Below are 19,781 nucleotides of genomic sequence, written 5' to 3' on the forward strand. Positions count from 1 at the left end.
TCCAACCGGTTTGAGCGCCGCCTATCATGCCCCCGATGCCCTCTTGATCGAAGCCAACGACACCATCGGCGGCTGGTGCCGCTCCATCGAGGACCACGGCTTCACCTTCGACTTGGCCGGACACATCATGTTTTCCAACGATCCGTACGTGCACACGCTCTACCGGATGCTGCTCGGCGACAACGTCCACTGGCAGGAGAGGGATCATGCTTAAGCCGCTCAACGAACAGGTGATCGTCATCACCGGAGCCTCTTCCGGCATCGGCCATTGCGCCGCCCGGGCGTTTTCCAAGCGGGGTGCAAGAGTGGTCGTCGGGGCACGTTGCAACGACAGGCTGAACGCTCTGGTTCACGACATTACCCAAGCCGGCGGCCAGGCAATCGCCGTACCGATGGACGTGACGCAGCGCGATCAGGTCGGTGAGCTGGCCCGGACAGCAGTCGAGCGCTTCGGCCGGATCGATACCTGGATCAACAATGCCGGCGTGTCGGTCTATGCCTTGTTCGATAAACTGGATGCCGAGGAAATCCGGCGCGTCATGGAGGTCAATTTCATGGGTACCGTACACGGCATCCATGCGGTGCTTCCCATCCTTAAGAGCCAAGGCGAAGGCACCATCATCAATCTGGGTTCGCTATCGGGAAAGCGCGGCTTTCCCTTGCAAACCGCCTATACCGCCTCGAAATTTGCCATCATCGGCTTGGGTGAGGCGCTGCGTGCCGAACTCCACAGACAGTGGCCAGGCATCAAGGTCTGCACCGTGTCGCCCCCGCCCATCAACACGGCGTTCTTCGACAATGCACGCAGCAGGGAAGGCTATGCCGCAAGACCTCTTCCGCCCGTTTATCCGACCGAACGGGTGGTCGACGCCCTCTTGGTCTGTGCATTGCGCCCGCGGCGCGAAGTCAATATCGGCATCGTAAAGCCATTTGTGTTCTGGAACCGGGTAGCTGGGGGCTTGCTGGATCGCGCATTGGGCCGGTGGGCCATCAAGCGGCAACTGACTGACGAGCCGAAGTCTGCCGATGCGCCGTCCAACCTGTTCACACCGTCTCCGTATACGCGGGAGCACGGCGACTGGACCCGCTGGGGCCACCGCAAGCCGGCCGCTCGAATCGAGCAGTAGGCGATTTCCCGCTGGCCACCATTTTCAACCGTCAAGGACATTCGTCGGAGGAATGCGTATGTGGCATAACGTTGCACGAACAGCGGTCGCAACGCTGGCATTTTGTGCAGTGCACAGCCTCCTGGCCAGCCGCCGCGCCAAGCAGACAGCGGCAAACCTCATCGGCGAACGCCAGCGAAAGGTCTGGTATCGACCCATTTACGTGGCGACCTCGTTCGCCTCGGCGGCTATGCTGGCCCGATATATCAGGCAGCTTCCCGATAGGACGCTTTACACGCTGGAAAGCCCATCCGCACAACTGGTGCAGTTACTCCGCTTCGGAATCGTGGCTTATGGAGCTACCGCCGTCGGTCAGATCGGGCCGGGAAACATGTTGGGCCTGCCGGGGTTGAAAGCCTGGTGGGCAGGCGCGCATGATGTGCCGCCGGAACCCGAAGCCCAGGGACCTCGCCTCGGTTCGGACGGCAGGATGAAGGCAGGAGGCCCGTTCCGTTGGATTCGGCATCCGCTCAATGCCTTGGCCGTGCCGGTCCTTTGGCTAACACCGCGTCTAACGGTGAATGGCCTCGTATTCAATGTGGTCGCCACCGCCTATGCCTACCTGGGCTCCCGACACGAGGAAGCCCGTTTGCTTCAGGCCTACGGGGAGGCTTATGAAGCGTATCGATCCGGTGGAACACCGTTCTTTTTTCCTTCGCCTTTGCCCCTGCTTCGGCTGGGCGGGCAGCCACAAGAAAAGTCCGCCACTCGTTTTCCCAAGGCATCCGCTTGAACGAATTTGCAACCGATGAAAAACGCTTGATCCGGAATTTGGAACTGCCTTAGGCGGGGTGTGTCAGTCGATAAGGCCGCACTGCCCGGGATTTACGCGTTTCCCGCTTCGCTGTCCTCGCGCGCCCCGGCCGCCCCAACGCGCGATTCGGGTGCGATGCCGGTGGGATCGACATTAGTGTTAGTCTTGCGAGTTTGCCGACCGGAAGAATCGTCTTTGCTCGTAGGCGAAGGCACAGTTTCCTCTTTCTTTTCGTGCTTCGTCACCGGCGCGATGGGCTGTCCGCCCGCTCCGCCGGCACCTGGAGGGGCCCCGGTTCCGGTGGCGGAATCACCGCCCGAGCCGGCTCCGCCCATTCCGGTGCGTTCCTCGGATTCGGGTGATTTGGGTCGTTCTTCATGAGGCATGAGCGTTCTCCAAAAATCGGGCAACCTATTGCCACTGCAAAATAGGGCCATGTGACTTTCCCGCAGGGGAAGAGTCAAGTTAGACATACGACTTTAACGGTGGCAGAAGGTTCTGGCGCGAGCCCCGGAAATTGGAGGGGCGGATGAATGAATGCTGCGGTGTTTTCCCCAAGCCTGGGATGCGTCCGGTCCTTGAATAAAATTTCGCCTGTCAATGGCGGAAACTTCGCAAATTCGGGAGGTTCCAAACCGAAATACCCGAATGATCTGGTGAGATAAGATCGGCCGAGGAATCGGTTCACCGACGACGAGAGCAATGTCGGCGATCCGATTCAGGAAAGTCGGGATCCATTGAAGCAGAAGGCGATGTGTGGTCGGCGGATGCCGCGCTTAAGGGACATACCGATATGATTGGACGCGTCGCCCCCACTTTACCTTGATATTGCTGCTCGTTTCGGCGGCAGTCTCGGCGGAACCGCGCTGGAGCCGAGATCAGGCCGCCGCCCGGCCGGCCCGAACCGGTTGGCTGGTGGGCGCCAATTTCATCCCCAGCACGGCGGTCAATCAACTCTAAATGTGGCAGGCGGAAACTTTCGACGAAGCCACGATCGATCGCGAACTCGGCTGGGCGCAAGGCCTCGGCTTCAACAGCGTCCGCGTCTTTCTCCACAACTTCCCTTGGGAGCAGGATGAACCAGGATTCCTTGTGCGCAAGGGAAACGCCATGCCACGACCGATTACCCCCGCCCTCGCCGCCGACGCCATTATCGAATTGATCGACCGGCCCGGCCGGCCTATTGTCCTGATCGAACGCGCCTTTCCGCCTCAAGGCTGGGCCATTCCGGGCGGCTTCGTCGACGTCGGTGAAACCATGGAACAGGCCGCTAGCCGGGAAGCCCAAGAGGAAACCGGGCTAGAGGTTCGCCTGATTGCTCTGTTGGGGATTTATTCAGGTCCCAATCGAGATCCCCGAGGCCATACCGTAACCGCCGTGTACGTCGCACAGGCCACCGGCGAGCCGACAGCCGCAGACGATGCCAAGCATTGCAGCGTGGTCATGCCGGATGAATTGCCGCAGCCCTTGGTCTTCGACCATGCCCTGGTGCTCGAGGATTACCGGCAATTCCGGGCGACCGGGCGGGTGGCGCCGCTGCGGTGAACGAGACCCGGACTGCGGATTCCCTGACATCCGAGGAACGCTCCCGTTCGAAGATACGGTGGAGCGTGTCATCGCCGCTTACATCAAAAGCCGCACAGGGCGAATATTCCCTCATTCGTCTCGCCGAGCGAGTTTCCGACGGATCCATCAAGCAATGGAGCGCTATCGTGGCTGGGCGTCGCACCCTTGTCGACCACGGCACGGTCTACAGCCGGACAAGAGGGAACGCGTACCCGTGTTGCGTTGAGTCGAATTCAGTCTAGCGCCCCATCCGGCGATGCTACGCCCGGGACCACCGCGCACGCGAATGCTTCCGGCTCTTCAATGATCCAGTCGTGGCTGCCGGTGGGTGAGACGACGAGCTGAGCGTCCGGGATCGCCGCCTGGAACCGATGCGCCGCCGCGACCGGCATGGTATGGTCACGCGCTCCCCAGGCGAGCAGCGTCGGGCACCGAACGTGCGCCGCCACCACCAGGAGCCCGTCACCGGCACAGCGGGTTACTTGGGCGCAGAAGCTGCGCGGGTGGTAAAGCACGTTGCGGGCGATGGCGGGCAAACCGGTCAGGGTTAGCCGCCACTCGATGACCGCATCCCAGGCACGGCCGGCAAGAATCGGCACGAGCGAGACGCTCGGGTGCGCGCCGATGGAATCGGCCAGCACGAGACGGTCGACCCGCTCCGGATGCCGCACGGCGGCATGCACCGCGATCGCGCCCGAGTTTGAATGGCCGACCAGCAGCGCTGAATCGAGCCCCATTCCGTTGAGTAGCGGTGGGACCAGATCGGCCAGTTCGTGCATTTCCAGCGGTCGCTCGACCCGCGAGGCCGCCCCGCAGCCCGGCAAATCGGCCACCAAGACATGCGTCCGGCGCGCGAGCGCGGCGATCGTGGGCCGGTAAACGTCGGCATGAATCAGCGGGCTTGCCAGGATCACCACAGCCGGCCCACCACGGCCCGCCTCCAGGACTCGCGCCCTGTGCCCGGCGACATCGACCATTCTCGACCGCGGCTCGTCCATCTAAGCCCCCTCCGTTGGTTCCGTGGTGAGATATATGAGGCTCTCTAACCTCTTTTGCATAAGAGGTCGCTCCTGAAAAGGATCTTTATCGCTTAGAGAGTGTGTGGGAAGCTACTGCGCGTCCCGATGGCGGCGTCGCGCGGTGCTCGAAATCCTCATGTAGCACTTGTACACTCCGGTTTCTGCGCGCCGGGCTCCCCTTCGACTAATTCCATTCGGTATTCGAGTGAACATTAATTGTAGGGTGGGTTAGCGAAGCGTAACCCACCGATTCGAGGTCGCTTGGTGGGTTACGGCCTCGCAGCCTAACCCACCCTACAAAAATTAATTCCTTATTGAAAGCGATTTGGAATAAGCTCAGGACAGGCTTGCTCTCGGGCCGCTCGTGACGCTTCGCACACACCCTCTTAGGTTTAACGGACGGGTTGGGCACCGCCGGCGCGGGCCTATACGGCTGGCACGTCTACAGGTCATCCTCAACACCGCTGCGCATTGATCCGCGGAGTTCATGTGTCCGCCGGATCTAATGGTTCACAAACGGGCAGCCGCACGATGAATTCGCTGCCGTTACCGAGGCCTTCGCTCCTTGCTTCTATCCGGCCCCGATGCAATTCCACCAGCGCTTTGACCAGGGTTAAACCGATCCCCAGTCCCCCTTGGGATCGATCAATACTTTGCTCGGCCTGCGTGAACGGATCAAAAAGGCGAGGCAGCAAGGTCTCTGGAATGCCTTCACCGGTATCGCGGATCCGAATGACGGCTTCATCCTGCTCACGCGCCGCCTCCAGCCAAATCGTGCCACCCTCCGGGGTGTATTTGGTGGCGTTGGTGAGGAGGTTCGAAACCACCTGAGCCAAGCGTAGGCTGTCCCCGTTCAGCCGCAGCCGCATAGAGTCCTCGGGCAGCGAGAGGATGAGTTCGTGATGGCGGGCCTCGATCAGCGGTCGGCTGGTTTCGAGGGCCAGCTCGATTACCTTGGCGACCTCAACCGTGGTTTTATGTAGGGTGATTTTGCCTTGGACGATGCGCGAGACATCCAGAAGATCGTCCACGAGCCGAACCAGATGACTCACCTGGCGGTCGATCACCTCCCGCGCCCAATGCTGCTTGGAATCCGCCGGATCCAGCCGTTTCATCACCTTTACGGCGTTTCGGATGGGGGCCAAGGGATTGCGGAGCTCATGGCCGAGCATCGCCAGAAATTCATTCTTGCGGCGGTCCTCTTCTTCCAATCTGGCCGCACGCCAGGCGAGTTCTTCCTCAAGGCGCCGATCGCGCCGCGTACCTTTCCCTCCGTGTCGAACAGAGGCGAGGCATAGCTCAAAAGCCTGAGGGACTTGCCTGTGTCACGAATCAGGTGAATGTCTTCATCCCAGACCGGTTGCCCGGAGGCGGCGGCTCTTTGCACCGGCAGCTCCTCGGGACGCACTTCCTGGCCCTCCCGCACCACGGTAGACGCTCTTCGGGCGACGCACTCAAGAATGCATTCACCTCCGGCGGCACATCCAACAGCCGGGCAAACGTGGCATTGATGTGGATATGCCGGCATTCGGGGTCCTCGGCGATGGCCAATCCGATCGGGGCGACGTCCAAAAGGGTCTCCAGTTCCGCCACCTTCTTCGAGAGGTCTTGGTTAAGCCGCTGAATGGCCTGCTCGGCCCGCTTGCGCTCGGTGATATCCGTATTCATACCGATCCATTCCCGGACCGAACCATCGGCAGTGAGAATCGGCACGGCACAAGCCACCACGTACCGATATTCGCCGCCGGCGTGCCACATACGGAATTCCACACAGTAAGGGCCCACCGCGGTTACGGCCTGGCGCCAAGTCTCGGTGAGGCGCTGGCGGTCATCGGGGTGAACCACTTCCAGCCAGTTCCAGCCGACCCACTGTTCGTAGGTGCGTCCGGTGAAGGCCCGCCAGGAGGGAGAATCCTCGACCGGTTCGCCTCGGGCATTGGTGACCCAGACGATTTGCGAGGAGACTTCCACCAACCGGCGAAAGCGCTGTTCGCTCTCATGGCGGGATTGCTCCGCGCGCACGCGCGCCGTCACATCCAGCAGAGTGAACACGAGGCGCTCGACTTTGCCAGCATCGTCTTTGATGGGGATTAATCCCCAATCCCAGTACGTTATTCCCCGCTCGGGCTGGTCTTTAAACTCAAACGGCTTGGCTTCAAAAAAACAGGGGGAGCCGGTGTCCACCACTCGACGGAAGATGGCTTCATTGTCCGCATAGGGGTACAGGACGAAGTGGTTCTTGCCTAAGAAGAATTCCGGCTCGTGGCCGCATGCCTGCGCGTAGGCCCGGTTGACCCAGATAAAATTAAAGTCTGCATCGAGACAGACCATCAGCAAATGGGTGTTATTCACGACCCCATCCAACAGTCGATGCGCCTGTTGCAACGCCTCTTCGGCCTGCTGCCGCTCGGTAATTTCACGCTTGAGCCATTCCGTCCGTTCCAGCGCTTTCCTAAGTGCCTGCTGTTCCGCCTTAAGCGACTGCGATATCCCAAGGCTAATCAGGATTCCGGTGATCAGCAGGAATCCCACATGGATTTGTTCAAGAGAAGAAGACGCGATAGCGGGCGAGTGGGCAGGTTCCGTCAAGAGGTAAGCGCTTGCGACAGTACTTAAGGCCGTCGCGACTAATCCGGCTTTCAATCCGCCCCGCCACGCCGCCAGCACGATACCGACAAGGAAGGGAGAAAAGGAGAATGCGGCCCCAAAAATCGGGACAAGAGACCGTAACCCGAAGAAGATGACCGCTGTTGCCACGGCCGCGACCACGGAGCCCTGCAAAAAAAAGCGCTTGGTAACCATGGAACTGCATTTCTAGGCAAAAGCGAAAACGCGAAGTTTACTCTTCTGTCGAGTCTTTGAAGACTACCTCACCCAGCGAATCGGCGGGTTGCCAAAGTCCGCAAGTCCATGTCGCAGACGCCGTCGATCGTGGATCACCGCGACATTCCACTTCGCTTGGCCCAGAATGGCGGGGTGGTAGAGTTTTCACTCGCCCGGAACGGCGAAAAACGCCCGGCCCGCTTCGAATTCGGCCAGCGCCGTCTGAAAATCGACAAGCTCTCCGCCCGCCCCACTCAGCCCGCCGTGCACCCAGGCTCCTGGCTTGAACATCACCAACTCACGCCGACTGCCAGATCAATCCTGCGGAAGGTAATTATTACTCATCCGAATAAGGACATGGCCGGAATTGAATTCTGGCTGGTCAAGTTCAGAACTTCGGCTTTTGCGCCACAGTCTGAACAATAAATCCGGCTATCAGCCGGAGACCGAAACACCAGGGAATCTGGAATGACGTATTCGGAAGAAACTCTAAAGGAAGACGTGGCAATACTCGCCGGCGACATCGGGGAACGGAATCTCTATCGCTACGAGTCGCTGCAGGCGGCGATAGATTTCATCGAGGCACGTTTCCGTGCTTGCGGCTGGACACCGCAGCGGCAGACCTACGAAGCGCGGGGCAAAGCCTTCGCCAATATCGAAGTGGAAATGCCGGGCCTCGGGCAACCCGCCGAGATCGTGGTCGTCGGCTCTCACTATGACACGGTGCGCGGCTCGCCGGGAGCCAACGACAATGGTTCGGCGGTCGCTGCCTTGTTCGCCCTAGCGGCGGCTTTCGCAAAACGCCCGATTGCGCGGACCCTGCGTTTCGTGGCTTTCGTCAACGAAGAGCGGCCTTTTCTGCGAACGTCCAAGATGGGCAGTCGTGTGTATGCCAAACGGAGCCGCGAGCGGGGAGAGCGGATCTTGGGCATGTTGAGCCTTGAAACGCTGGGATATTGCTCCGAAGTCAAAGGCAGCCAGAAGCTTTCCCTGGGCGGATGGCTGCTGCCGCAGCGCGGGGATTTCATCGCCGTGGTGGCCAACCGGGCTTCGCGTCCGCTGCTCGCCATTGTGGAGCAAGCGCTTCCGGAACAGACGAGCCTCACCTGCCGCGGCCTCGTGCTGCCCACGCATTTTCCCGGTGCCTGGAGTTCGGACCACTGGTCCTTCTGGAAGGAAGGCTATCCCGCCCTCATGGTGACCGATACGGCGCCGCTCCGTTACCCGTACTATCACAAGCCCGAGGATACGCCCGACAAGGTGAATTACCGTTGGCTGTACCGAGTGGTGAAGGGCATCGAAAGCGCCGTGGCAAAACTAGTTGGGTAAATGCGCCGGTGCTTCGATCGTCCGGATGCCGTGGGCCGAACCTTACCTGGGTGCTCCTGGCTTTCGCCGCGCAAGGCCCGGTAATGGCGGCATCCCGAATGGAGATTTCGGCACATGGAACACCAATTCATTGTCACGAACGGAATACGCTTGCACGTGGTTCAGGCTGGCCCGGAATCGGGTCCTCTGCTGATATTCCTGCACGGATTTCCGGAATTCTGGTATGGCTGGCGGCATCAGATTTCCTATTTTGCTTCCGCCGGTTATCGCGTATGGGTTCCGGACCAGCGCGGCTACAATCGGAGCGACAAACCCGAAGGCGTCGGGACTTACCGGCTTGAACAGATCGCAGCCGATGCCGTCGGCTTGATAGACGCGGCCAACCGACGAACGGCGTTCCTGGTGGGCCACGACTGGGGTGCCGCCGTGGCCTGGTGGATCGCCGAACATCATCCCGAGCGGTTGGAGCGCATGGCGATTCTCAATGGACCCCACGGCGCCGTGTTCCAGAGACATCTCCTGCACAGTCCGACCCAGTGGCTCAGAAGCGCGTACCTTCTCTTCCTGCAAATCCCTAAATTGCCGGAAGTGATCTCCCGGCTTCGACAGTGGCGCCTGCCGACCAAAGCCTTGCAGCGCAGCAGCCGGCCCGGCACGTTCACAGCCGAAGACCTGGACTGGTACCGTCAGGCGTGGTCCCAACCCGGTGCGTACACCGCCATGGTGAATTGGTATCGGGCGATGCTGCGCTGGCCGCCAAAATATCCGGCCAATCCGCGGATCAAAGTGCCAACCCTGCTCCTCTGGGGCGTCCAGGACCGGTTTCTGGAGCGGGAAATGGCGCAGCCGAGCATCGATTTATGCGACGACGGGCGGCTGATTTTCGTCGAAGCCGCGACTCATTGGGTACAGCATGAGGAGGCTCAACGGGTGAATGTCTGGATTGATGCCTTTCTGCGCGGCGCGGCCGTCGGGGTGCAACTGGAAAAGGCCGCTCAACGGAATCACGCCCTAAAGGGCTTCGGTAACTAATCAGCCAAAACGGCAATCGGCAAGGAGATGAAACATGGATGATAATAGGACCGAATCGGCCCCCTCCTACTGGCTAAGGCATCGGCTGACCGAAAAAAGCACTTGGAGCGGCATGAGCCTGGTCGTGATCTGCGCTCTGGTTCTGCTGGGTCTGCCGATCGTGAAAACCCTTGCGTGGTTCGGACTGCTGTATGGCTTGTACTCGATGTTCTCGAAGGATTAGCGCAGTTCGGGAATAGCGCTCGCGATTACCGGCACCCAGTCACCCGGAAACCGGATAAGACCGCTGCCTTGTCGTTCCGGGAACGACAGCCTCGGCGGCACACCGCAAATCCCATGACCGCGAGACCACCCGAGCCGGCAATCTCCGATCGTCGGGGCTGGGCCGATTATCGCTTCGCCCCCTGGAGCAGTCCGCGGAGCGGCAGGCTCAAAGCCAATGTGCCAAAGACGGCTGCCAACGACTTGGCCGACAAACGCTTCTCGAATCCGGGCGTCAAGCGTTCGGGAGCCAGGTGATAATTCGTCAGATAGGCAAGGCCCGCAACTACCGCGCCGCCCATCAATGCCTTCGCGACATCGCCCGACTCGGCGACTCGGCCGAACCACCGCTCGTAGAGCGTCGCCCACAGCACGGCCGAGGCGTGATTCAGCACGAAGCCAGTTCCCGTATATTTGAGACTGACATCTTTCTGCCGCGCGGCTCGGTCGCCCCAAGTGATGTGGCTGACGGCGTTCAATGGCGCCACGGCGCCGGAACGCTCGGCTGTGCCGCACGCAGCCGCCACGAGCGTGGTGGCAATACCCGCGATCGTCCCGGAAATCAATGCATCGAAATGACCATTGCTGATTATACGCATCGCCCGTCTCCTGCCGGCGCTCCGGCTTCGATACGATCCTTTGCCGACCCTGCTTCGCCGTTCCGCTTGAATCTTTATGAAACGGCAGCTTGTCCCTTGTTGAAACTGACCTTCTGGCGGAACCGGGGTTCCACTCGGAGGAGAGTCGGATGATGGCTTGGGCCGAGCCTATCGGAAGGTGAAGCCAGTCTCGGCTCGTAAGAGCGCGGACAAATTCGACCGACACCGGGCAGATGCCCGGTACGCTTCAGCACCGACGCGAACGGCGGTACAGGACGATTTCAAGTGGGGGAATCTGACATGGCGGGCACCGGTCGAAACAGCATGCTTTTCCATCCGCGGCGGCTTTCTTCGTCCGGCTGATTCCAGGGGATAACCAACGCTCGTTTTGCTCCGTCTTCGTGGGAGCCGGGGATGGATGAGAACGGAGACCATTCCTTCACACCTTCCGAGATACATACGGTATGTTGATCGACAAGCCAAGAGGGATTTTCTTTCTAGTCTTGCTCTGCTTGATGACTCAAATCGCTGCGGCCGCCTCGCCGCTGGGGGATCCGCGCCGTCTAGAAAGTCATGTCCGAATGCTGTCGGAAACATTGGCCCCCAGAGATGCAAGGCACCCGGAGAATCTCGACCGCGTTGCCGCCTATATTCGAAAGGCTTTCGACAAGGATCGAGGCCGCGTGGTCGAGCAACCGTACCAGGTTAGCCGAACGACTTACCGGAACGTCGTGGCCGATTTCGGCTCAAACTCGAAACACAGAATCGTGGTCGGCGCCCACTGCGACACCGCGGGACCTTATCCCGGCGCCGGAACTCTCGCTCTTCTATCCGACCACGGGGAACTTCATCGCCGTGGTCGGCAAAGCGGGCCAAGGCTCGCTGGTTTGCCGGATCCGTCAAGCCATGTCCGGTGCGACCGTCCTGCCGGTGGAGTCGATTGCCGCGCCCCGGTTCCTGCCCAGCGTCGATTTCTCGGATCATGTCAATTATTGGAATGCGGGCTACCCGGCAGTGATGATCACGGATAAAGCGTTTTACCGGAACCCGAATCATCATCCGCGGAGGGATACGGCGGACACTCTGGATTACCCAAGAATGTCACGGGTTGTAGCCGGAGAGGTAGCCCCGATTGTTTGAACAGGATTTCAGCCTGGGTAAGTGGACTTCCTGCTGGGGTTAGGCGACCTTGGGAAGGGCCGCTAGGATTTTCGAGTAAAACTCATCCGGGATTAGCCTGTCCAGACTCGAATGAGGACGTTGTGAATTGTAAAACACGAGGTATCGAGCCATGGAGTCGCGGGCTTCGCGGACGGAGTCATACGCCTTGAGGTAGACCTCCTCGTACTTCACCGTTCGCCAGAGGCGCTCGACGAAGACGTTGTCGCGCCAGGCGCCCTTACCATCCATGTTGATGCGGACGTGCCGGCTCGTCAGCGTTTCGATGCCCATTTTCATCATCAGCGTGGACACGTGCCGGCGGCCTAGGCAAAGCCCTCGTGGCGCAGCCTGTCGCGCAACTGCCGGGCGCCCATGAAGGGATACGCCAGGTGCAATTCATCGATCCGCCGCATCAGTTTTAGGTCGGAGTCCGGCACTGGTCTGGGGACGTAATAAACACTCCCGCGGCTGATTCCGAGGAGTTCCGTCTGGCGGACCAGCGACAGACGAGGAGTGCGGTCGATCATTGCTTGGCGCCCGGCTTTTCCGCCTTGCCGAGTGCGCCGACTAAAAAATCGATCTCCAAGGTGTGCTGGCCAATCTTGGCGTGCAGCGCCTTCAGGTCCACGGCTGGCTCGGCCGGGGTGTCGCCGCCGAACACCCCGGCGGCCCCGTCCAGCAATTGGCTTTTCCAGTCGCTGATTTGATTAGGGTGGACATCAAACTGCTGGGCTAATTCGGCCAGCGTTTTATCGCCCCGGAGGGCGGCCAGGACCACTTTGGCCTTGAAGGTCGGTGAGTGGTTCCGGCGCGGTCGTCTGCTCATGGTGTGCTCCAATCAATCGGCGTTACCCACGCCTCAAGGGAGCAGTTTATCCACTTAGCCGACTGTTCAAATTTCCGGAGCCAGCTCTCTCAGCGACAGATTGTAGGGAATATGACAAGCGCGAGAGTGCAATGGCACGGTGTCGGGTTTACTCGAGCATGCGGAAGCCGGCAGCGCCGTTTTCCCGTTGAGGTTTAAGAGTGCGCATCGAGACCTACCGACGTCCCGCCCGTGATCGTGTTTTCGCACGCCGGACGCTCCCGACCTTCCACTCAGCACTCCGCACCGAAAGCCGCCGAGTGATTTCTTCTCGTTTTCTTCATTGCCCCGGATTCAGCTCGTCGTGGGATCGGTGATTACAACAGAAACGTCACTTAAGCGGCTGTCCGATTTTTCGGGAACAGTTCTGCTGCGCGGTGGTTCGGTTCACAGCGGCGGCCTCACCCGGAGTTCCGGTTTTGGTATGGGCTTGAAGCCGCTCTTCCTGTTCGGATCACCGAGTGTATCCATCAGCCGCTTCAGAGCCTCCAGCACCTCGTGAAGCGCTTGCACCTGCTCCGGCGTGAGCGGATTCTCGTAGCCGGCAGGCGGCTTCTGTGTGCCGTCGCTGCCGTTCGATTGCGCTGCGTTGTCGATGAGCGTCTTGATATCGGTCGCATGGGGGCAGTCGGAGTAGAGCACGTTCAGTATCCCAGGGGCCCGCTCTTCAAGCATCTTCAGCAGCACCCCCAATCGGACGAACCGCTGTTCGTCCCAGCCTTCGGGTTGGGGACCGTCCGGTGGCTGCGCGACAAAGCGCGAAATTAGCTCGGCGGCCGCCTTCTCGCCCCTCGTCGCGATGTTTTGGACGACGGGCGCCTCCATGTTGAGGTTGAGCCCGCCTTCGTGGCCGTCAAGTCTCACCCGCGCAGTCCGGTCTCGCACGCCGGGCATCCTCGCAAGGGCGTTGTCGTTCCAGCTTTGCATGGTTGCGATGATCGCGGAGAGGAAGCCACCGAACCGAGAGGCGGAGTTTTTCTGGTCCGCGAAAAGGTTCCAGCGCTCGCCATAACCCTCCGTATATTCCTTTGGCAAGAAGACCATCTCCCGACCCTCGATCTTCGGCTCCAGGTCGATGCCGAACGTCGGCCACAGCGGAACCAGCCCGTCGAACAAATGGATGGGAAAGTTCGAGCTGATGCCGCCGTCCGAGAACCAGCAGCGGTGGAAATGCCGCTTTCCGGGAGGAGCATCGTAGTTGATCGCCCACAAGGGCACTGCCGCGAACAGGAAAGGAAAGCTGAGGCTCATCCGGGCCGCCAACAGCACCGGGAAGTCTTCCGGATTCGGAAGCTCCAGAAGTCCTAGCTCTATGGCTTCTCCTTCATCCGGATCTCTGCCCTTCCTTTTCTCTTCAAGCTGGTATGGTTTGCCGTATGTCTTCATCCACTTCAGCACCTCTCCCGGCAGATAGCGCCCCAGCTCATCCGGATTGAAGAAGAGCCGGTCGCGATCCCGAAAACGCGTCGAGCCCTCGTCCGGGACCTGCAAGGGAAAGATGTAGGGACGCCCGTGCGCCAGGTTCGTTGAGAACATTTGCAGGTCGATGGAGCGGAAAGGCGTATCACGAGGTAGCTTCAGCCAATCCGGCGGGAAACCGGGCGCCTTCCACAGCTTGCCGAACGTCAGCGGCGGATCGTCTGCTCCAAGCCCGGCGGCCTTCTGGATAAGAGCGTGCAGCCAGGGTGTCAAAGCCTCGTGGTTCGCCTCTTCCGTCAATCCGGTGCACAGCCCGAATCCGTTCTTCACCACGTTGCGCGTGACGTCGAGGTAGATCCAGGCTCCAATCGTGACGACGAGCAGGATCACCAGCACGAGGAATGCCGTAAACCAGCCCGGCCCGAAGAGTCCGACGACCGCCGCCACAGCGATGCTCACCAGCGTGGCGGGCCAATAGGCGCGCAGAACGCCGCTCAGGATCGCGAGGATACGTCGGAACGTTCCCTCGCGGTTCAGCGAACTGATCAGCACCGAGAAAAGGCGCCGCGTGGCCGGTTGTGGCTGGAACAGGCTGAAAAGCTTGCTCCGGCCGCTGCCTGGCGGGGCCGTCTGCAGTTCCTCGGGAAGTCCCGCCAGAATCTCGAACCCCTGGTGCGAGCCGGTCGTCCTGCGGTGGTATTCGGCCGCGGCCGTAACTGCCGCCGCAATCGCGCCCACGGACGTGCCGCCAATGTTCTTGAAACGGTAGTGCTTCGACAGAAGTGCGATGGCTTTCGGGTAGACGACGCCGCTGGTGATGCCACCCTTCATCACCAGGTCGCAGAAGCGGTCCTTTGGAGGTTCGGTTGTCGTATTCATCGGCAGGCTCCCTTGTTGTTGTTCCTAGATCGGCTCTCGACGGCTAAGCAGGGCAGTCGAGAGTTGCCTACGCTGTCAGATATACACCGGCTTGTCCAGAGTCGGCCGTATAGCGTTTTCAGTTCTGTTGTACGGTCTAAGAAGGAAGCCGCCGTTGGCGGCGACTTGTTTGAGAGCGGGTCTCGCCCCGCGGGCGAGTTACTTTGCGTGCCCAAAGAAAAGTAACCCAAGGGCACCCGGCGAGCGTCCCGGTCCTGCGCGTTTCGCCCGGCACCGGGGGCAACCGAAGGCACGTCCGTGTGCCTCGGTCGCCGCGCGGCATCGTGCCGCGCCCCGTTGGGCTCTTCCGGTACCGGGCTCCAATGCTCGGGGCGCTCGAACGGGACGGAAGACGTGTAGCGCCCGCTCTCGCGGGCGCTACACTAAACCAGAAACGCTCTAGCCACCCGGCCCGCCGAGGAGGCGAACTGTCACGAGGCTATCGGCAATCAGCCCGCCGATGCCGATGCAGGCGCCGGCGAGAAGGACGGCGGCGAGAAACACTTGGATTTCGATTCGGGCGAGAAGCTTGAAGACGCAAGAGGCAGTCATCGGGCATTCTCCGGGACGGCGCCACGTTGTCCGGGCGCGGCCAAGATCTGGCCGGCCTTCAAGCGGCGGTACTCGGCGTCGAGGGCGTCTTGCGCGTGTTTGACGATGCGCTCTCCCACGGTGCCGGCGGCGAGGAGAAAAAATCCTTGAAGCCGGTTCCGGCACATCACATAGCCGAGCTCGATGTCGCCGCCGCGCTTCATGTCGTCAGCCCACTGCGTCATGATGAACTGACACGCCGCCTGGAGCTCGCCAAGAGGGATCGGGAAGGGATCGTTGGCCATCAGTGATTTCCCCTGAGTTCGGTTTAGGCGTAGGTTTCGCACTCAAGGCAGCGCTGGGTAAGCTTGACCATGTTGATCAGGCGGTGCTTGCCGATAACGATGCTGTCCACCTGGCCCCGGTCGACCCAGCCCTCCACCACGCCGGGCGAAACCCCAACCAGTTCCGCGAACTTTTCCCGGTGCATCACCTGCACGTGCGGGAGCACCAGCACTTGACGGATGGCCTGTTCGTCCATAATGTCCCCTCGTTGCGTTACATTGAGAAATAACACGCTATTTCTACGTGTATTTTATACAAACATGTAAATAGTACAAGACCAAATCCATGCTTGACGAATTTGCCGCGAACGACCGCATTAAACAGTTACGAGAGACCTTGGGAGTGACGAGGGACGAATTCGCCCAAAAGACAGGGATAGGAGCGAACCAGCTCAGCAATTTGGAGCATAAGAAACAGAAGGTCTACGCCTGGCACATCGAGGCGATTTCTAAAGAATGGCCACAGTACGGCTACTGGCTTGGTACCGGGAAAGTTCTGCCTGAAGCCGGGCAAATCAGTCCGGAAATCGGGGAGACCCGAAAATATCTAAAAGTGGCCGAGCCATCGCCAGAGAAGCGCTGATACGAGGGAAGGGGGTTGGCCAGCCAGCGCTAAATCTTTTCGCCAACATCGTGTAAGACTGGACGGACAAAAAAATCAGCTCACACTTGCAAGGAATCATCCCATCATTGAACGAGGACCTGCGCGAAAAAGCACGCACAGGTCGGTGGATTCAAACGTTGGCCCTCAAGAGACCTGAGCGCATGGGTTGCGATAAAATTACCGCGCCCACGATGAGATTCAGTCTCAGTGAGGAACGAATTGATGGATACCCTTTCCCCGCAAGAACGAAGCAAGCGAATGTCCCTCATTCGAGGCACGGGGTCGGCCCCGGAGATGAAGCTTCGTCGCTTAGTCCACGGAATGGGGTTCCGTTATCGGCTTCACGTCAGGGAACTACCAGGAAAGCCGGATTTGGTCTTTCCTTCGAGACGCGCGGTAATTTTCATGCACGGCTGTTTTTGGCATCGTCACAAGGGTTGCAAGCTTGCAAGACTACCAAAATCGAAACTGGACTTCTGGAAGCCAAAGCTGGAAGCGAACAGAAAACGGGATTTACGCAACCAGCAACAGTTGAAATCCTTGGGGTGGCGAGTGCTCGTTGTCTGGGAGTGTGAAATGGGTGATATCGAACGCCTGTCACTAATTATTCGGGACTTTCTGCGGGAACAAAAAGGTGAAGAATGAAATCCGTTGAGCTTTTCGCGGGCGCGGGGGGGCTTGCCATGGGAGTATCCCTCGCGGGCTTCGACTCGCTAGCCGTCGTGGAATGGGATAGATGGGCGTGCGACACGATCAGGGAGAATCAAAAGCGCGGATATCCACTGGTTCAGGATTGGCCGCTTTGGGAAGGAGATGTCCGACATTTTGATTGGTCCTCAATCCCCGAGGGAATTGACCTGCTTGCGGGGGGGCCACCATGCCAACCGTTTTCGATGGGGGGCAAGCACAAGGCGTATGGCGATGAACGCGACATGTTTCCAGCGACGATGGAACTCGTCCGGAAACTAAGGCCAAAATCCTTCATTATCGAAAATGTAAAAGGCCTTACCCGTTCAAGCTTCGCGAACTATTACCAATACATCCTGCTTCAATTGGAATTCCCGGAAGTCACGAGAAGGCAACGTGAAACGTGGATGGATCACTTGCGCAGGCTGCAACAAGAGAAAACCTCTGGCGCGCTCCATGGCAGGGGGATTACATATAACGTTGTTCCCACCCTTGTCAACGCTGCTAACTATGGCGTTCCACAAAAGCGCGAGCGAGTCTTCATCGTAGGCTTCCGTTCCGATCTTGGCATTGAGTGGTCCTTCCCTCGCCCAACGCATTCTTTCGACGCGCTCCTGTATTCCCAATGGGTTTCCGAAGAATACTGGGACAGGCATGACGTACCAAAGTCAAAGCGGCCGGACTTGCCGGAAAAATTTGAAAGCAAAATCAAGAATCTGAGTTCGTCGCTTCTGCCACTGGAGGAAAACGCATGGCGCACGGTCCGGGACGCCTTGATCGATATTCCAGACCCCAGGAAGAGATCGGCGAAGGAGTTCTACAACCACTACTTTCAGGATGGCGCTCGATCATATAAAGGACACACGGGTAGTCCGCTCGACCTTCCAGCAAAAACCCTTAAGGCAGGAGATCACGGAGTGCCTGGGGGCGAAAACATGATGGTTCTGGAAGAAGGAAGCATTCGTTATTTCAGCGTGCGCGAATCCGCACGCCTTCAAACTTTCCCCGATGGTTATGTTTTCCACGGCTCGTGGACAGAGACCATGAGGCAGCTTGGTAACGCCGTCCCCGTCGCATTGGCTCGTCGAGTCGCGGCATCCGTGGCGGAACGGTTAGCGGAAGCCACGATACGCAACCTGAGTCGCGCGAGGGGAAGGAACGTCGCATGACGGATAGCAATGTCCTTCCTTTCAATCCCCTTGATAAGCGTCATTTGGGGGAAAGTGTCGGTCAAGCCATGCTGCGACGACCCGTTATCCCCTTGGCAAACCTGGAAACTTTTGATGGCGCCGGAATCTACGCCATCTATTACATAGGCGCATTCCAAGGTTACGAAGCAATTGCGAAATGCAATCGAAACGAGAGATACGGCGCCCCCATTTACGTCGGCAAGGCCGTGCCGAAAGGCGCGAGAAGAGGCGGAGATCTGGAGGCTTCTCCCGGCAAGGTTCTTAATAACCGACTAAAGCAACACGCGAAAAGCCTCGAGGAAGCATCCAATCTGAATATTACCGACTTTTTCTGCCGCTATTTAATTGTTGACGATATCTGGATTCCGCTCGGCGAGTCCTTGCTTATCGCGAAGTTTAATCCACTGTGGAACAAAATTATTGACGGGTTTGGTAACCACGATCCAGGGAAGGGACGCCATGCTGGTTTGCGCCCCCGGTGGGATGTTCTTCATCCGGGTCGTCCCTGGGCGGAACGGTGCAAACCACGTAATGAGACAGCGGAACAGATAATCCGCGAGGCTCGTGACTACCTGCGAAACAATCCGCCACCTGGCGATAACACCATGATAACGACCTGAGCCGAGAAGGCGCTCGGCTTTGGTTATGCGATGAGAATGGAAGACGTGTCAGGCGTTCGTTATTTGACCAGTGTCCCAGGGCCAGAGCGTTCGTTATGGAAGGTGTCAGGCTTTCGTTGTTTGGCTAGTGCCCTATGGTCAGAGCGTTTGTTATCGGCCACGCGTCGTCCACGTTCTAAACGCTCCCAGAAATAGCGGTAGGTCTTGCATTCTCGCGTCCGGCCTAAATCTGCGCTCCACCCGACCCGCGCCCGTAAGGTTCTTTGGGCATTGAAGCTTTTCCGGCAGGTGCAGACGGATGAGGTTTAACATTTGGTCTGCAACGTAAGACCTGAGTGCCTTTCGATCCTCGGCGCATTCACCCTTTAGAGCGATAGCCATGAAGACACCATTGCTCACGATTCTCCTAATCCTGATTCTTGGTCCGCACAATGCTGTACTTGCCGGCGATGACGACGGTCACCGTGACAGGAAGCGTTGGTGGGGTAGTGAACGGAAGGAGGAGTTTTGGGATGGTCCCTGTGAGGTGAAAATTGAATCGAAACACGGAGAGTTCAAGCGGGAGATCAAGTGCAAGGACGGATTCGGTGCACGATGGAGCGGAGAGTGGAAGACGGAATTTAAGGACGGCCCATGCAGGGTTAAGCAGGAGGCGAAGCATGACGAATTCAAGGAAGAAGTAAAGTGCGAGTGAAAAGAATGAACGTAAGCGCTCTTTTAACGGCGTCTGGAACTGCTGCGCGAAAGAGGTGAGGATGGTGTCCACGTATAAGCAGGTGGACACCTATGACAGAGAAAAGCTCAGTGTTGTCGCGGCCGCTGGTCATGGGACGCAAGCGGGATGGGCGGCGTTGCTACGACCCGGAAGCGAAACGGGAGTTGATCGAAGCCTG

At 59.1% G+C, this 19,781-nt stretch carries 23 protein-coding genes and 1 pseudogene; 14 read left to right on the top strand and 10 right to left on the bottom strand.

All coding sequences use genetic code 11. From position 1 onward, the window contains the following. From VEB01_RS17755 to VEB01_RS17765, 3 genes are all read left to right on the top strand, one after another. Nucleotides 1-214 (top strand): FAD/NAD(P)-binding protein (locus tag VEB01_RS17755; RefSeq protein WP_324877767.1); only part of this gene is annotated, 214 nt, incomplete at its 5' end. Further along, complete coding sequence (locus VEB01_RS17760; protein WP_324877769.1) at nt 207-1,127, top strand: SDR family oxidoreductase; 921 nt, start codon at nt 207-209, stop codon at nt 1,125-1,127. The genes VEB01_RS17755 and VEB01_RS17760, both read left to right, overlap by 8 nt. A 58-nt stretch (nt 1,128-1,185) precedes the next feature. After that, on the top strand, nt 1,186-1,899 hold the full coding sequence (locus VEB01_RS17765; RefSeq protein ID WP_324877771.1) for a methyltransferase family protein: 714 nt from the start codon (nt 1,186-1,188) through the stop codon (nt 1,897-1,899). Nucleotides 1,900-1,991: 92 nt separating this feature from the next. Here the strand turns inward: VEB01_RS17765 and VEB01_RS17770 are convergent, their stop codons facing one another. Continuing rightward, the gene (locus VEB01_RS17770) at nt 1,992-2,306 is read right to left on the bottom strand and encodes a hypothetical protein (protein ID WP_324877773.1); all 315 of its coding nucleotides are present in this window, start codon (nt 2,304-2,306) and stop codon (nt 1,992-1,994) included. A gap of 724 nt (nt 2,307-3,030) precedes the next feature. Between VEB01_RS17770 and VEB01_RS17775 the strand changes: the two genes are divergently transcribed. Further along, nucleotides 3,031-3,465, top strand: coding sequence for an NUDIX hydrolase (locus tag VEB01_RS17775; RefSeq protein ID WP_324877807.1), 435 nt, complete (start codon nt 3,031-3,033; stop codon nt 3,463-3,465). Nucleotides 3,466-3,719: 254 nt separating this feature from the next. Here the strand turns inward: VEB01_RS17775 and VEB01_RS17780 are convergent, their stop codons facing one another. The 3 genes from VEB01_RS17780 to VEB01_RS17790 all read right to left on the bottom strand — a co-directional run bounded on the left by VEB01_RS17780 (nt 3,720) and on the right by VEB01_RS17790 (nt 7,307). Further along, the gene (locus VEB01_RS17780; RefSeq protein WP_324877775.1) at nt 3,720-4,463 is read right to left on the bottom strand and encodes an alpha/beta fold hydrolase; all 744 of its coding nucleotides are present in this window, start codon (nt 4,461-4,463) and stop codon (nt 3,720-3,722) included. A gap of 527 nt (nt 4,464-4,990) precedes the next feature. Then, nucleotides 4,991-5,716 (bottom strand): sensor histidine kinase, encoded by a 726-nt coding sequence (locus tag VEB01_RS17785; RefSeq protein WP_324877777.1) that lies wholly within the window; start codon nt 5,714-5,716, stop codon nt 4,991-4,993. 121 nt (nt 5,717-5,837) lie between these two features. Then, on the bottom strand, nt 5,838-7,307 hold the full coding sequence (locus VEB01_RS17790) for a PAS domain S-box protein (RefSeq protein WP_324877779.1): 1,470 nt from the start codon (nt 7,305-7,307) through the stop codon (nt 5,838-5,840). A gap of 108 nt (nt 7,308-7,415) precedes the next feature. On the opposite strand from VEB01_RS17790, the gene VEB01_RS17795 reads away from it, so the two are divergent. The 4 genes from VEB01_RS17795 to VEB01_RS17810 all read left to right on the top strand — a co-directional run bounded on the left by VEB01_RS17795 (nt 7,416) and on the right by VEB01_RS17810 (nt 9,912). Continuing rightward, complete coding sequence (locus VEB01_RS17795; protein ID WP_324877781.1) at nt 7,416-7,754, top strand: hypothetical protein; 339 nt, start codon at nt 7,416-7,418, stop codon at nt 7,752-7,754. A 42-nt stretch (nt 7,755-7,796) separates the two neighbouring features. Continuing rightward, a complete protein-coding gene (locus tag VEB01_RS17800) occupies nt 7,797-8,657 on the top strand; it encodes a M28 family peptidase (RefSeq protein ID WP_324877783.1) in 861 nt (286 codons plus the stop codon). Between the two features lie 114 nt (nt 8,658-8,771). Continuing rightward, on the top strand, nt 8,772-9,689 hold the full coding sequence (locus tag VEB01_RS17805; RefSeq protein WP_324877785.1) for an alpha/beta fold hydrolase: 918 nt from the start codon (nt 8,772-8,774) through the stop codon (nt 9,687-9,689). 34 nt (nt 9,690-9,723) lie between these two features. After that, the gene (locus tag VEB01_RS17810; RefSeq protein WP_324877786.1) at nt 9,724-9,912 is read left to right on the top strand and encodes a hypothetical protein; all 189 of its coding nucleotides are present in this window, start codon (nt 9,724-9,726) and stop codon (nt 9,910-9,912) included. A gap of 166 nt (nt 9,913-10,078) precedes the next feature. On the opposite strand, the gene VEB01_RS17815 is transcribed toward VEB01_RS17810, so the two are convergent. Beyond that, nucleotides 10,079-10,549 carry a hypothetical protein gene (locus VEB01_RS17815; protein ID WP_324877788.1) on the bottom strand — a complete coding sequence of 157 codons (471 nt, stop codon included), beginning with the start codon at nt 10,547-10,549 and terminating at the stop codon, nt 10,079-10,081. A gap of 906 nt (nt 10,550-11,455) precedes the next feature. Here VEB01_RS17815 and VEB01_RS17820 point away from each other — a divergent pair. Then, nucleotides 11,456-11,689 carry a zinc-binding metallopeptidase family protein gene (locus VEB01_RS17820; RefSeq protein WP_324877790.1) on the top strand — a complete coding sequence of 78 codons (234 nt, stop codon included), beginning with the start codon at nt 11,456-11,458 and terminating at the stop codon, nt 11,687-11,689. Between the two features lie 39 nt (nt 11,690-11,728). On the opposite strand, the pseudogene VEB01_RS17825 reads toward VEB01_RS17820, so the two are convergent. The 5 genes and pseudogenes from VEB01_RS17825 to VEB01_RS17845 form a co-directional block, all read right to left on the bottom strand. Next, nucleotides 11,729-12,536 (bottom strand): annotated as a pseudogene (locus VEB01_RS17825) (integrase core domain-containing protein). Nucleotides 12,537-12,962: 426 nt separating this feature from the next. After that, a complete protein-coding gene (locus VEB01_RS17830) occupies nt 12,963-14,825 on the bottom strand; it encodes a patatin-like phospholipase domain-containing protein (RefSeq protein WP_324877791.1) in 1,863 nt (620 codons plus the stop codon). Between the two features lie 486 nt (nt 14,826-15,311). Then, nucleotides 15,312-15,464 (bottom strand): hypothetical protein, encoded by a 153-nt coding sequence (locus VEB01_RS17835; RefSeq protein ID WP_324877793.1) that lies wholly within the window; start codon nt 15,462-15,464, stop codon nt 15,312-15,314. Then, nucleotides 15,461-15,748, bottom strand: a complete 288-nt coding sequence (locus tag VEB01_RS17840; protein WP_324877794.1) for a hypothetical protein — start codon at nt 15,746-15,748, stop codon at nt 15,461-15,463. Before VEB01_RS17840 ends, VEB01_RS17835 begins: the two co-directional genes overlap by 4 nt. 23 nt (nt 15,749-15,771) lie before the next feature. Continuing rightward, entirely contained in the window at nt 15,772-16,020 is a 249-nt protein-coding gene (locus tag VEB01_RS17845; RefSeq protein ID WP_324877796.1) for a hypothetical protein, read from the bottom strand. 53 nt (nt 16,021-16,073) lie between these two features. On the opposite strand from VEB01_RS17845, the gene VEB01_RS17850 reads away from it, so the two are divergent. From VEB01_RS17850 to VEB01_RS17870, 5 genes are all read left to right on the top strand, one after another. Next, the gene (locus VEB01_RS17850; protein ID WP_324877798.1) at nt 16,074-16,370 is read left to right on the top strand and encodes a helix-turn-helix domain-containing protein; all 297 of its coding nucleotides are present in this window, start codon (nt 16,074-16,076) and stop codon (nt 16,368-16,370) included. A 243-nt stretch (nt 16,371-16,613) separates the two neighbouring features. Continuing rightward, a complete protein-coding gene (locus VEB01_RS17855) occupies nt 16,614-17,036 on the top strand; it encodes a very short patch repair endonuclease (protein ID WP_324877800.1) in 423 nt (140 codons plus the stop codon). Further along, complete coding sequence (locus VEB01_RS17860) at nt 17,033-18,247, top strand: DNA cytosine methyltransferase (RefSeq protein ID WP_324877802.1); 1,215 nt, start codon at nt 17,033-17,035, stop codon at nt 18,245-18,247. Before VEB01_RS17855 ends, VEB01_RS17860 begins: the two co-directional genes overlap by 4 nt. Further along, the gene (locus VEB01_RS17865; RefSeq protein ID WP_324877803.1) at nt 18,244-18,888 is read left to right on the top strand and encodes an Eco29kI family restriction endonuclease; all 645 of its coding nucleotides are present in this window, start codon (nt 18,244-18,246) and stop codon (nt 18,886-18,888) included. The genes VEB01_RS17860 and VEB01_RS17865 overlap by 4 nt, the downstream gene beginning before the upstream one ends. A gap of 379 nt (nt 18,889-19,267) precedes the next feature. Next, nucleotides 19,268-19,582, top strand: coding sequence for a hypothetical protein (locus VEB01_RS17870; RefSeq protein WP_324877805.1), 315 nt, complete (start codon nt 19,268-19,270; stop codon nt 19,580-19,582). Nucleotides 19,583-19,781: the final 199 nt, after the last annotated feature.

Origin of the sequence: Methylocaldum sp. (assembly GCF_035627495.1) — a bacterium.
GTDB lineage: Bacteria > Pseudomonadota > Gammaproteobacteria > Methylococcales > Methylococcaceae > Methylocaldum.